The organism is Prevotella sp. MA2016 (assembly GCF_000619825.1).
Taxonomy (GTDB): Bacteria; Bacteroidota; Bacteroidia; order Bacteroidales; family Bacteroidaceae; genus Prevotella.
Genome location: NZ_JHUW01000010.1, coordinates 128,649 through 141,106, shown reverse-complemented (window position 1 = coordinate 141,106; position 12,458 = coordinate 128,649). Strand labels below are relative to the sequence as shown.

General features: G+C 47.8%; 13 protein-coding genes. 11 read left to right on the top strand and 2 right to left on the bottom strand.

Going from position 1 to position 12,458, the window contains the following annotated elements; translation table 11 throughout:
- Position 1 precedes the first annotated feature (1 nt).
- The 9 genes from T360_RS15985 to T360_RS15980 all read left to right on the top strand — a co-directional run bounded on the left by T360_RS15985 (position 2) and on the right by T360_RS15980 (position 5,051).
- Complete coding sequence (locus T360_RS15985; protein ID WP_081772744.1) at positions 2–166, top strand: CDP-alcohol phosphatidyltransferase family protein; 165 nt, start codon at positions 2–4, stop codon at positions 164–166.
- A 140-nt stretch (positions 167–306) separates the two neighbouring features.
- Positions 307–453 (top strand): hypothetical protein, encoded by a 147-nt coding sequence (locus tag T360_RS16195; protein WP_155949445.1) that lies wholly within the window; start codon positions 307–309, stop codon positions 451–453.
- 40 nt (positions 454–493) lie between these two features.
- On the top strand, positions 494–907 hold the full coding sequence (locus T360_RS0108085; RefSeq protein WP_028912329.1) for a YjdF family protein: 414 nt from the start codon (positions 494–496) through the stop codon (positions 905–907).
- A gap of 115 nt (positions 908–1,022) precedes the next feature.
- Positions 1,023–1,241, top strand: a complete 219-nt coding sequence (locus T360_RS16720) for a GNAT family N-acetyltransferase (RefSeq protein ID WP_051523470.1) — start codon at positions 1,023–1,025, stop codon at positions 1,239–1,241.
- Positions 1,242–1,421: 180 nt separating this feature from the next.
- Positions 1,422–2,246 (top strand): MerR family transcriptional regulator, encoded by an 825-nt coding sequence (locus T360_RS0108070; protein WP_028912328.1) that lies wholly within the window; start codon positions 1,422–1,424, stop codon positions 2,244–2,246.
- A gap of 172 nt (positions 2,247–2,418) precedes the next feature.
- Complete coding sequence (locus T360_RS14945; protein ID WP_051523469.1) at positions 2,419–3,120, top strand: flavodoxin family protein; 702 nt, start codon at positions 2,419–2,421, stop codon at positions 3,118–3,120.
- A gap of 22 nt (positions 3,121–3,142) precedes the next feature.
- The gene (locus T360_RS0108060) at positions 3,143–3,862 is read left to right on the top strand and encodes an esterase family protein (protein WP_051523468.1); all 720 of its coding nucleotides are present in this window, start codon (positions 3,143–3,145) and stop codon (positions 3,860–3,862) included.
- 58 nt (positions 3,863–3,920) lie between these two features.
- Positions 3,921–4,394, top strand: coding sequence for a GNAT family N-acetyltransferase (locus T360_RS0108055; RefSeq protein WP_028912326.1), 474 nt, complete (start codon positions 3,921–3,923; stop codon positions 4,392–4,394).
- 210 nt (positions 4,395–4,604) lie between these two features.
- Positions 4,605–5,051 carry a DUF418 domain-containing protein gene (locus tag T360_RS15980; protein WP_231488135.1) on the top strand — a complete coding sequence of 149 codons (447 nt, stop codon included), beginning with the start codon at positions 4,605–4,607 and terminating at the stop codon, positions 5,049–5,051.
- Between the two features lie 3 nt (positions 5,052–5,054).
- On the opposite strand, the gene T360_RS0108040 is transcribed toward T360_RS15980, so the two are convergent.
- Positions 5,055–5,954, bottom strand: a complete 900-nt coding sequence (locus T360_RS0108040) for a LytTR family DNA-binding domain-containing protein (protein ID WP_028912323.1) — start codon at positions 5,952–5,954, stop codon at positions 5,055–5,057.
- Positions 5,955–6,171: 217 nt separating this feature from the next.
- On the opposite strand from T360_RS0108040, the gene T360_RS0108035 reads away from it, so the two are divergent.
- Both T360_RS0108035 and T360_RS14935 read left to right on the top strand, forming a co-directional pair.
- Positions 6,172–8,538 carry an outer membrane beta-barrel family protein gene (locus T360_RS0108035; protein WP_197019289.1) on the top strand — a complete coding sequence of 789 codons (2,367 nt, stop codon included), beginning with the start codon at positions 6,172–6,174 and terminating at the stop codon, positions 8,536–8,538.
- 106 nt (positions 8,539–8,644) lie between these two features.
- Positions 8,645–9,718: a C45 family peptidase gene (locus T360_RS14935; RefSeq protein WP_081772741.1), complete on the top strand. Its 1,074-nt coding sequence runs from the start codon at positions 8,645–8,647 to the stop codon at positions 9,716–9,718.
- A 284-nt stretch (positions 9,719–10,002) separates the two neighbouring features.
- Here the strand turns inward: T360_RS14935 and T360_RS0108020 are convergent, their stop codons facing one another.
- Positions 10,003–12,447: an alpha-L-arabinofuranosidase C-terminal domain-containing protein gene (locus tag T360_RS0108020; RefSeq protein WP_028912321.1), complete on the bottom strand. Its 2,445-nt coding sequence runs from the start codon at positions 12,445–12,447 to the stop codon at positions 10,003–10,005.
- Positions 12,448–12,458: the final 11 nt, after the last annotated feature.

Genomic DNA, 12,458 nt, shown 5'->3' with positions numbered 1-12,458 from the left:
GATGACTCAGTTGCCGAACATCATAACGCTGCTTAGGATTGCAGACTCTTTGGGTCTGCTCCTTTGTGACGTGACGAGTATGGCATATTGGATAATCTATGCGCTCTGCGGCATCAGCGACATAGCCGACGGGTGGTTGGCTCGGAAACCATTGCAGTACCCATAACATTTTGGTCTATCGTCCCCATCACCATTGTAGCTTCCGTCGCCACGTTTGCAGCGGTTCAAGAAGGGCATTTCATAAGGACAAGAAATAATATGAGAAAGATAGTAACTATAGTTTGTGCATTGATTGCTACATCGTAGATGAAAAGATTGCGACTCGGAGCGGTGCTCCACTTCCTTATAGCCATTGGCCACATCGGCTGCCTGTTCGCTCTGGATGAGGCATTAGCTGTATCAATGATTTCACCTGGCTACAATGTATCTCATCCCTCATTCCCGCCATTATAGCATGGTGCTATTGGCCGGGAGTAAAAGCGAAAAGAATTGAATGAACACAGGCATGCTAACGGTATTGTTTGAGGACCCTTTCTGGATTGGTTTGTTTGAGCAAACCGATCATGAAGGGTTGCACGTTTGCAAGGTGACTTTTGGTGCCGAGCCGACTGATAAGGAGGTGATGGAGTTCATTGACAAGAACTGGCATCGCCTCCAGTTCAGTCAGGCTATTGATGTTGTTCCAACCACAGAAAGAAGGAAGAATCCCAAACGACAACTTCGCGAAGCCAAGAAGCAGATGCAGTCGCAGGGTATAGGAACCAAGTCGCAACAGGCCCTGAAGTTGCAACAGGAACAGAACAAGATGGAGCGGAAGCAGCGTTCGAAAGCTGAGCGTGAAGCCGAAAAGCAACGTCAGTTTGACCTGCGCCAGGCCAAGAAGAAAGAGAAACATAAAGGTCATTGATAATAAGAATGAGAAAGATGAAACACAAGATTTTTGAATTAGCAACAATAGAGGATGTGCCTGAAATACTGGAGATACAGCACCAAGCTTTTGCCCCCCAGTGTAAGGCGTTGGGGTGATTGGACATCTTGTTGTTCATCCTGATTATCAGGGACAAGGCTTGGGCAAGTTCTTACTTCGAGAAATTCAGAAGTGTCTTCCGCACAATAGGGCATGGCTTACAACTTGTGTACAGATACAGAGGAACTACAATCTCTACAGAAAAGAAGGATTCACGACGTTCAAAACCGAGGAGATTGGACCTGGATTAACAAGGGTGTTCATGGAGAAATAATATGTTAAATCCGTGTTAAAGTCTTTATTTCTCTTGACTCGTCCCTAAGGTCATGCCTTAATTTTGCAGCTGATTTTGAAATCAGCCGCGAGTCTCGGCTGCACTCGGGATAAGAAGCGAGCTCCTTCTCCTCTCATTTGCACAAGACTTGTAGTTGCTTAGCAAAAAACATCGCGCGATATGATTAAGAAAACAAGATTAAAAATCGGAGAGTTCTCACAGTTGATGCAGGTAACAGTTAAAACCCTGCGTCACTATGAACAGAAGGGACTACTGGTACCTGATGAGGTAGACGAGTGGACAGGCTATCGCTATTACAGCATCGACCAGATGCAGCGGCTAAAAACCATACGCGACCTGCAACGTCTCGGTTTCTCGTTGGATGAAATTAAGGACCTGTGCGACTCATATTCGCATACCCCAACCATCCGTCAGCTTACTGAGAAGATTAAGGAAACAGAGGCTGAGTTGAAACAGCTGATAGCCCGCAGGAACCAACTGCTCGACTGGAGGAACGCTCGCAAAGAAATGAAGACAATGGAAAAATTCAGTATTCAATCACTGCCCGAAATCATCGTGGCAAGTCATCGTGAAGTTATTCCTAACTATGCCGCTATCGGCCCTATGTGTGTAGAGAAGATTGGACCCGAAATGCAGCGTTTGGGTTGTAAGTGTCCACCGCCAGGTTACTGTTTCACCGTGGAGCATAACAAGGAGTACACACCGACGGACATCGACATCGAATATTGCGAACAGGTGGAGGAGATGGGCCAAGACAGCGTCATCATCAAGTTTAAGCGTTTGCCTGCTGTACCCAAAGCCCTCTGTATGAAGCACGTAGGTCCTTACGAGCGTTTTTACGAGTCGTTTACCGAAGCCTTCCGCTACATAGAGGAGCAAGGGTACAAAGTAGTTGGCCTGCATCGCACCTGTTATATTGATGGTGCCTGGAATCAGGAAGATCCAGAGAAATGGCTGTCGGTGATTCAGATACCAATAGAGTAGAAATCATTTTTGCCGCCCCATAACAAATGGGGCGGCAATTCAGATGAGTTATGGCTTAGGTTATGCTAACCCCCATTCGTCACAAATCATTGCTGTTTATCCCAGATATTTGGCTGTCTCAGCAATTATGCGTTCCTTTGCAGCGTCAAATCATTATAAATAAAATATAATAATGAAAGTATTAGTTATTAACGCATCAGCAAATAAGGAGCGTAGTACTACGCTTAAACTTACCAAAATATTTCTGGAAGGTCTCGGAGTAGAGGCTTCAGAAGTGGAGTTTGTAACTACCATTGGGCTCAATATCAATCCCTGTAGGGCTTGCTATGCCTGCTGGTTTAAAACATCAGGCAAGTGTGTGCAGAAGGACGATGCAACAGAAGTGATGGAGAAAATTCGCCAAGCCGACCTGGTTATCTGGTCGATACCTCTCTATGCCTATGGCGTACCCTCGCATTGTAAGGCACTGATGGATAGAACAGTATCGTTTAACACGCCTTTGATGTATATCGATTCTGATGGCATTGCCCATCACTATGGTTATGAGGAAGGCACCAAGAAAACGGTACTGATTTCAACTGCAGGACTGCCTAACATGAAGGGGAATTTCGACGGACTCCTGTTTGCCATGCGCCACATGTATGGCAAGAATATCAGTTACATCTGTAGTGCCGAGGGCTCACTCTTTATGAGTCCCAATACCGAGAGTTTCACTACTCCCTACTTAGAGAAAGTCAAGCAAGCTGGTGCAGAGTACAAGGAAACAGAAAGAATCTCTGACGAGACACAGGCGTATCTTGATACACCGATGCTCCCTGCAGATGCATTCGTCAAGACCGTGAATGGCATTTTTGAAGGAATGCTGGCACGCTAACTAGTTTTGTAATTGAATAATTATGAAGAGGATGATTAAATCAAGAATTGATACAATAGAAATACAAAGCCGAACTCTAGGTAATACTATGGCTGTTACGATTTATGTGCCAACCAATTTTTGCGAGGGATTACCTGTTCTCTATTTTATGCACGGGCGTAGTGGCGACGAGTCTATTATTCATGCTTTGGATATACAAACCGTTGCAGACAGAATGATTGCAGATGGCAGGATGAAACCAATGCTAATTGTCTGCCCAAGGATGGAAGATGCGCTAGGATTAGGTGCTTTCGAAGATTATTTCTTTAACGAGGTGATGCCAATTGTAGAGAAACAATATAAAACGAGTGTACGTTGCATTGGAGGGGTTTCGGCTGGAGGCTTCATTGCCTTGAACTACGCTTTCCGCCATCCTTATTTTTTTGAGCGAGTAGGCGGTCACATGCCTGCCATCGAAGACGTATTGGATGATAACGACCTGCATTATTTCGGAACCAGTGAGCAATGGAAAGCAAATAATCCGCTTTTCCTGGTTCAGAAGTGTACTTTGCCTTCAACTATGGAGATTTATCTTGACGCAGGAAGTGAGGACGAAGGTGGATTTTATCGAGGATGTGCGCAACTGGCAGAAAGATTGGCAGTCCGTGGCGTTCTGGTTCAGAATCATTTAAACGAAGGGCATCATACCATTGATTATATCAAAGCTCATTTGGAGGAATATCTTATGTTTTACGCAAAATAAATAGACTATGAGTGATTTCATGACACCCCCAAAGCACGTAAACTGTTGTGCCAAGAATATGACTCTTCGACCATTTCTGTCTGATGATGCAGCAACAATTCTGAGTTGGTGTAAGGATAAGCATGCCTTCCGACTTTGGAGTGCCGACAGGTATAAGGATTTTCCTGCCAAGCCTGAGGAGATGATGGCGCAATACAATGGCGACAACATGTATCCACTGACGGCAGTAGTGGGTGATACGATTATCGGCCATATTCTGTTACGACGTCCTTCTGAGGATAAAAGCATCATCCGTTTCGGCTTTGTGATTGTAGATAATACGAAGCGAGGCTATGGATATGGTAAGCAGTTGTTACGACAGGCTATCGAATATGCAAGGGAGAAACTCGGCGCTAAGCAGATTACGCTCGGTGTGTTTTGCGAGAATATTTCTGCCGTAGAATGCTACAAATCGGTAGGCTTCCGCATCATAGGCGACGGTTCCTATTTGATCGACGGTGATGAATGGAAAGAATTTGAAATGGAATTATAAAAGTAAAGACTATGTATCAATCTCGTCATCTGGCAAACACTCGAATTGATGTGGCTGATGCTCTGAGAGGCATCGCTGTAGCCGGCATTATCCTGTATCACTCGGTGGAACACTTTAATATCTTTACGCAGGAGCCGATAACCCATACGCTGGCGACTGCCCCAGCTGCTGTGCCTGTTTATTTTAGGTATGCAGTTGGGCCGCCAGCGTATGTTTTATAACGAAGGGCGTAATTTGCAGATATGGCATCAACTGTTATGGCGATCGGCGTTGGTGGTGCTTGTGCTGAGTATTGTGGATTTTAGCGAGATAGCCTCGTGGCTTAACCCTATCTACAATCTGATGATATTGATGATGATTGTGTCGGCCATCATTTCGGCATGGTATGCTTCTGAGGGCGTGCGCAAGGTGTTGCATCATCTATGCATTTTCGGACGTATGAGTCTTACCAACTATCTGCTTCAGTCCGTCATCGGCTGTGCTATCTTCTGTGGCTATGGCCTGGCTTGCTATCGCCATTTAGGTGTTACCTATGCTGTGATGGTAGGATGTGGCATGGTTGTTTGTCAGTATCTCTTTGCCAGATATTGGTTCTCCAATCATCCTCGCGGTCCGTTAGAGGGGCTTTGGAGAAAACTGACATGGATGAGGATGTAATATTTAGAGGGCCTGGGCTATCTGAATTGCGGCCCTTACTTGAGCCATATTGCTGCGCGAAACGGGGAGTGATTCGTGACAGTGCTTGATGAGCAGCTGGGTAGTGCCAGAATGTGAGATAATCTGCTCTACCTGACCTAGGTTGACCATGAAAGCGCGGTGGCAACGGACTATCATTGGATAGGACTCAAGCGTTTCCTCCATGAGTTTCATCGTGGCGCGAAGCATGTCGGTATGTACCTGATTGTTGCGCAGATGACTGACCCTGACGTAATTGCCCACAGCCTCTATATATAATAGGTCGGAAATCTGTAACGTCACCGATTCGTTAGTGGTACCAGTGAGTGTGAGCTCTTGCGGTTGAGAATTCTCAACGGAGTGTTCTGCTTCGTTCGGCAATGATTGTTCGGGCTCCTGCATCTTCTTCAATTCCTCGTTCAGCAGCCGCGTATCTTCCAGTTCTATCGCTAAATATTTGCTACGGTACTTGAAGCGCCAATAGAGTCCGATGGCGAACGAGCAGAAGGCAATGATGGCAAGGGTTTCAAGGAAATTGACAACTGAAAGCTGGTTGCCTGCATCATGTTCGTTCAGCACGAAATGGCGATAGAGGCAGATACTCAATGCCACGAGCGGTGTATTGATAAGTTGAAATCTGAGGTTGCGGCGGATGATGTATTCGGCGCCTTTCTTGAATGACCTCGGCATCTTGACAACATATTTCAGGATGATGTCCGTCATCATGCAGATGAGGAAGCCAATCACTCCCAACACTATCAGATGTGCATATCCCTGCCATTGCCAATCCGACATCCAGAAAGGCTTGAACACTGCCAGTGCCACTACTGTAAACGTAGTGCTGATAATTCTCGTTGTTATCGTTTCTTTGCGTCCTTGTTTCATACAAGCCGCAAAGATACAAAGAAGCGAGTAAAAAAACAAACAATTTCTCACATTTTTACAATTTGTCGTACTCTCTGCTGCATTTTCATGCTGTTTATCCCTGTTATTCGTCACAAATAGTTGCAATTCGTCCCAAAATAGGGGAGGATTGCAACTTTTTTATGTTTATGTAGCATCAAATAGGCAAAACATTTTATAACATTTAATAATGAGGAAAATGAAAAAGATTAGTTTTAAAATGATGGCCATAATGGCTGCAATGATGATGTGTTTAACAGCCGCGGCAAAGACCGAGGATGTAGGTGGACGTGTAATTGACGCGCAGGGTGAACCCTTGCCATTTGTGAGTGTGGCACTGCTCGCATCCGACTCTACTTATATACAAGGTGCAACGAGCGATGTGGATGGTATCTTCCAGATTAAGACTACCGATGCCTGCTGCATTCTACGATTCTCGTACATCGGTTATCGTACCAAGTATGTGAACGTGAATAGTTCGGAAATAGGTACCATCCAGATGGAGGAAGACCAAGCTATGCTCAGTGAGATTGTGGTGAAGGGGCAGATGCCTAAAACCAAGCTGACAGGCAACTCGATGATAACCACCATTCAGGGTACAGTCTTAGGTAAGTCGGGTACAGCCAAGGAAATGCTGGCCAAGGTGCCTGGCATGACGCTGAAGGGCGAAGACCTGGAGGTGCTGGGCAAGGGTACACCTATCTTTTATATTAACGGAAGAAAGATGCAGGATAAGGATGAACTGAAACGACTGCGCTCGGAGGAGATACAGAGCGTAGAGGTGATTACCAATCCTGGTGCAGAGTACGATGCCACCATTTCGGCAGTGGTACGTATCAAGACTGTTCGTCGTGAGGGGGCTGGTTTCGGCTTCGACCTGATGGCTGCCAACAATCAGGACTTAGCATTTGGCTTCAGCGATCCCAGTAGTACGCTGAACCTACGTTATCGCCGCAACAATCTGGACCTGTTTGGTATGGTGAACTACTGGTCGTGGGATAGCCCTAACGACCTGCATATTACGCAATCCACATTCCTCCGGGCCGATGAAGGCATCAGGAATATTCTTCAGGACAGCCACATGCGTAACGACTGGCATGGAGAGGGTCTGAACTACAACCTGGGCTTTAACTGGCAGATTAACGACAAACACTCGCTGGGTGCCAGAGTGGAACGCCACGATCAGTTTAAAACGTATAATGACATGTGGGTGGATACAGAAAACAACCTCACTGGCCGCGACCTTTCGCATCAGGGTGGTCATACACACTACCCCTATAACTGGCAGGGCAATGCCTATTATAACGGTGAGGTGAACAAACTGAACATTGATCTGAACGTGGATTTCCTGACGGATAAGGAGAATGACGACAACCAGATAGATGTGTATTTGCCTGAAACCCAGACCATGCAACAGAACTCGCATATATCATCGCGACTTTGGGCTACCAAACTGGTGTTGAGCTATCCTGTGTGGAAGGGACAGTTGCAGGCTGGAACGGAGATGAGTTTCGTGAAGCGACAGAGCTATACGTCGATTACTAACTATCCTCTCCCCTCTACTGATGCGGATGTTAAGGAGAACAACGTGGCTGCTTTTGTAGCTTACAATGCCAATCTGGATAAATTTGGTATCGTAAGTGCCGGACTGCGTTACGAGCATGTGGGTTTCGACTATACGGACAACCTGGATGCTGAGAACAATATGACGCGCTATCAGGATGAGTTCTTCCCCAATATCACATGGTCAAAGCAGTTTGGAGCCATCCAGACCTCGCTGAGCTACACTATGAAAACCGTGCGTCCGAAGTACAACTCACTGAACGACCATATTTACTATCTGAACTCTTATACCCTGTCGCAGGGCGACTCGAAACTGAAGAATGCTACGATGCAGGAGGTGAGCATCAATGCCCGTTGGAAGTGGATCAACCTGTTTGCTGCCTACGAGCGTCGCGACAACACTATCACTCAGGTGCCAATGGCCTATAACAACGAAGGTATCATGCTGATGAAGCAGGCTAACTTGTCCGATCCCGTTCGTAATCTGGCCATCTTCCTTTCGGCCAATCCCACTTGGGGTGTATATAGCCCAAGCTGGACCATTGGCGGGCAGAAGTTCTGGAACACGATGACCTACGACGATCCTCGTAGCGCCACAGGCAAGACGGATGTGACCTTTATTAAGCCCATCTTCTTCTTCGACATTTACAACACCTTCCGCTTTAAGCACAGCTGGCAGTTGGAGGCCAATGCCAACATCCAGACAAAGGGTGATGTGCTGAACTTCCGTATTCTCTCACCTTCGTATAATGTCAGTTTTGTGGTACAGAAGTGCTGGTTGAAGAATGATGCCCTGTGCCTGCGTGCCAGCATCAGTGATGTGTTCCAGCGTAGCGTACAGGATATGGCTCATGATTGTGGTTTCTTCTACACTGTGCAGAAAACACGAAGCCGTAGCCACCGCTTAGACATCTCTATCCGTTACACCTTCAACGCCCAGAAGAGTAAGTATAAGGGAACAGGTGCTGGTAAAGCCGAGCAGCAGCGAATGGGTAATAATTAGCCATTCATCACATTTTTACGCCGTATATCCCAAATATTTGGTACTTTACGCAACTTTATGTAATTTTGTAGCGTCAAACAGACATCAAACCAATCAATAATAAACAATGAAGAAAGCATTAAAAATCGCGCTGTTCAGCGTTCTGGGGCTGGTAGTCATAGCCGGCGTGTTAGTTTGGATGGAGTTTGGTTCGCTGATAAAGGGAGCCATGTCGTGTGAGAAACTTGACGAAGGTATGTATTATATGGAATACGCGGGCGACGACGGGTTTGACGAGTTGATGAAACGAGGTGGCTGCGCGAATATCAACGTTCTGGCCAATTATATCACAGACTTCTTGTCAAAAGGGCATTTCAAGACTGCCGAGATTGACTGCCCGCTCAAGCCTGTAGGCTGCTCTACGTTGACTGTTAGCACTCCTGATGGTGGTGTCATGATGGCCCGCAACTTCGATTTCCCATACGGCACAGCCATGATTCTGCATACCACACCTGACAATGGCTTTGAATCTATCACAACCTTCTCAACCGATTTCTTTGGCTTCGGTGAGAATTACAAGCCAGAAGGTTTCCAGAACCAGTTCATGGCGTTGGCAAGCTTGTTCATGGCACTAGACGGTATCAATGAGAAAGGTCTTGCTATTGCTGTGCTCGATGCTGGCGACAAAGTGGTGACTAAACAGGATACCCCCAAGCCTGACCTTACCACCACTTCAGCCGTACAATACCTACTTAAAAATGCAGCCAATGTAAAAGAAGCCCTTGAGTTGCTTCGTGGTATCGACATGAACTCTGATCCAGGTTCTGCCTATCATTTCTCTATGGCTGATGCTACGGGCAGAAGTGTGGCTGTGGAATATGTAGATAATAGAATGGTGGTAACAGAGTCGCCCTTTGTGACGAACCACTATCTGTGCAAAGAGAAGTTTGAAGTGGGACTCCATGAGGGAGACCATCGTCACGAAAAACTGATGGAGCAATACCTGAAGACTGGCGGTGTGATGAATGAAGAGCAGCTGACAAAGGCTATCACATCGGTAACACAGCTTCCAGAGAAAGGTGCCATCGTAGGTGGTACATTATGGACAATGGTGATGGATCTGAAGCATCCATCCGTCACTTACTATTCCCGTCGGCATTTCGACAAGCCTTTCCATTTTGAACTCTCACAGACGAATTAAGATGTATAAATCAACTCCCCAACACCCGAATCGATGTGGCTGATGCCCTGCGAGGCATACAGTTGGGGCGTCAGAGGCTCTTTTACAATGAGGGCAGACATCTGAAGATCTGGCATAACATTCTCTTTTGCTCTGCCATCGTAGTCCCAGCGTTGAGTTTCGTGGATTTCTGTGAACTTGACTCCTGGTTGAAGCCTATTCTTGAAAGATTAATATGAAATACGGCTCCTCAAATGAAGTGCACCCCGAAAGTTAGACAAAAAACTTTCGGGGTGCACTTCAAGTCACGACGTTTTTATTGTGACGATGTTCAGCGAATATGGGGGCACGGTTAGCATCACGTGGTCATCAACTGTCGAGAGTTGTTGCTCTACGGGATGAATGGTTGTGGGCTGCTGGAGCGTATTCTCCTCCATACCGTCGTTGGCTGCCAACCTCACTACTCGGGCTTCGCTTGGCGCAAAGTTCTTCAGACTAATACGAGCTGTGGTGGCAGCATCATCGTTGTTCACCACTTTTACGATAATCTCGCCAGTGGCGTCGTTGATGGTGGCCGATGAGTAGATGCCCTTGGTGTGGTCGCGCTTGAGCACAGTATCAAACAGCTGCTCATTGTCGAGCCATACCTTCACACTGTCGCCTGCCACCTGCAGGGTAACATCATACCAGCGTCCTGCCTCAATGCGCCCACGCTTACTGTCGGTCAGCAGTTTGCCGCCATTGCTAATCTGCTCGATGGCATGCTGCGAGTTGGTCCATCCGCCAAGGTTCACCCAACAGTAGTTCTTGTCATCCACATAGTTGAAGATGATGATAAAGCCCTCGGCCCCTTCGTCTTTGCGACAGCGGAACTTACAGGTATAGTGATCGCCGTCTATGACATCCTTCTGAATGCAGCGCGTGGCATCCTTATGTCCAGTCTGGTGCAGCATGCCACCCTCTATCTGCCAGTCGCCATACATGCAGTCCACCTCTTTATCACATTGGAAAGTGGCGCGTGTGTTCCATGTACCATACCCCACTCTACTCTGCTTTGACGTAATCTGTTTCACCACCTTATCTTTATAAGGATTAGTTTGCTGCACTTTCAGCACCTGCGTGCCCAGATGCTGTGGCATGAGCTGTTGCACGTAGTAGCTCGGAGTGCCCATCGCACGACTGCTGCTGAAGCGTATCATATCCGGGCGCCAACGGGCATCATTCTCGTTGACGAAGATAGGGGCATAAGATGCCAGTTCCACCACGTCGGCATTGTTCTCCATACCCATCATATAGATGGCCTCGCCCAGTGCAGCATTCATATTGCCCAGCGTGCCGTAGCCATTGGTCACGGCATATTCACCCACATACACCTTAGGTCCTTGGCGGTCGTAGCTGTCGTATTTGTGGAAAGCATCAGCAAACCAGTCGGGCGAGCGGTAATAATGCTCGTCCAACAAATCCACGGGCAGACTGCTGCCCCATTTCGGATTATCGTCGCCCCAAGCCACCACGTTGCCTATGATTTTCATATCGGGATATTTGGCCTTGATGGCATTGTAGAACTGTTCGTAACGCTCGTAATAGTGATCGCTCTGCTGCCGCGGATCGGGCTGGTTGTTCTCATTACCCACCTCAAGATATTCTATTCCGAAGGGTTCTGGATGACCGTTTTTGGCACGCATGGCTCCATACTTGGAACTGACGGGACCGTTGGCATACTCCAGCGCATTCAAGCACTCGTCTATCCATGGCTGGATACTATCGTAAGGTGTTTGTCCGCCGTGCCATATCCCCACGTTCACCACGTAGAGCGGTTTGGCCCCCAGATCCTCAGCCAACTGCAGATACTCATGATACCCCAGTCCGTCGGTGGTACGGTAGCCCCAGTTCACATTCCAGTGGCCTTCACGCTCTTCGACAGGACCGATGGTGCGCTGCCAGCGGAAGGCATTGTCGGGACTCTCCTGCCCCTCCACGAAACAACCACCAGGGAATCGCATAAACTTAGGATGCAACTGCCACAGCATGTTGGCCAGATCTGGACGCATACCGTTCTCACGATTGCGGAATGTGGGTGGGAAGAGGCTCACCATATCCAGCTGCACCTGTCCTACACCATCGAACACAAGCGCGAACTGCGCCTGGGCATCATTGTCAAGAGCGGTCAGCGTGGCCTCGTATTTTGTCCACCCCCGCTTTTTAGCAGCGGCGAATACAGCCACCTGCTGCTGAGCGTACACCTGTTTTCCGTCGGCCGAGCGCAGTTCTGCCTTCACGGTGCCCCTATAGGCTGGCGCCTTGGCCCAGAACGACAGACGATAGGTGCGTCCCTGCACGGCGTTAATTCCCCAGTAGCCCTCGTTAATCAGACTTACAGGCGCAGCTGGTGATGCCTTGACATCCAACTGCAGGGCATGGTGCTGGGCACTATTGAGCAGAGGCGTTTTCTTCGAGTCTTGAATGAGACGGGCGGCCAACACAGAAGGCTCTGCAGCCACGGTAGCCCACCCCTGCATGTCGGCAGGAGCACCAAAGCGCGGTCCATCCTCAAACGAGCGGTTCCTGATCAGTTCGGCATAGATGCCTCCATCAGCGGCATGGTTGATATCCTCATAAAAGATGCCATAAAGCATGGGGCTCACCTTAGGGCCTCGCTGCTGTGCATCGATATCAATGGTTATCTGAGCCTGTGCAGTGGCAGCCATAGCAGCCCAGCAGGCCATAAAGAGCGATTTTTTACAGTTCATAATAGTTCCAA

Coding starts and splice junctions, on each gene's coding strand:
- T360_RS0108035 (WP_197019289.1), top strand. CDS start 6,172: ATGAAAAAGATTAGTTTTAAAATGATGGCCATAATGGCTGCAATGATG.
- T360_RS0108055 (WP_028912326.1), top strand. CDS start 3,921: ATGACTCTTCGACCATTTCTGTCTGATGATGCAGCAACAATTCTGAGT.
- T360_RS15980 (WP_231488135.1), top strand. CDS start 4,605: ATGTTTTATAACGAAGGGCGTAATTTGCAGATATGGCATCAACTGTTA.
- T360_RS0108060 (WP_051523468.1), top strand. CDS start 3,143: ATGAAGAGGATGATTAAATCAAGAATTGATACAATAGAAATACAAAGC.
- T360_RS15985 (WP_081772744.1), top strand. CDS start 2: ATGACTCAGTTGCCGAACATCATAACGCTGCTTAGGATTGCAGACTCT.
- T360_RS0108040 (WP_028912323.1), bottom strand. CDS start 5,954: ATGAAACAAGGACGCAAAGAAACGATAACAACGAGAATTATCAGCACT.
- T360_RS14945 (WP_051523469.1), top strand. CDS start 2,419: ATGAAAGTATTAGTTATTAACGCATCAGCAAATAAGGAGCGTAGTACT.
- T360_RS14935 (WP_081772741.1), top strand. CDS start 8,645: ATGAAGAAAGCATTAAAAATCGCGCTGTTCAGCGTTCTGGGGCTGGTA.
- T360_RS0108070 (WP_028912328.1), top strand. CDS start 1,422: ATGATTAAGAAAACAAGATTAAAAATCGGAGAGTTCTCACAGTTGATG.
- T360_RS0108085 (WP_028912329.1), top strand. CDS start 494: ATGAACACAGGCATGCTAACGGTATTGTTTGAGGACCCTTTCTGGATT.
- T360_RS16195 (WP_155949445.1), top strand. CDS start 307: ATGAAAAGATTGCGACTCGGAGCGGTGCTCCACTTCCTTATAGCCATT.
- T360_RS0108020 (WP_028912321.1), bottom strand. CDS start 12,447: ATGAACTGTAAAAAATCGCTCTTTATGGCCTGCTGGGCTGCTATGGCT.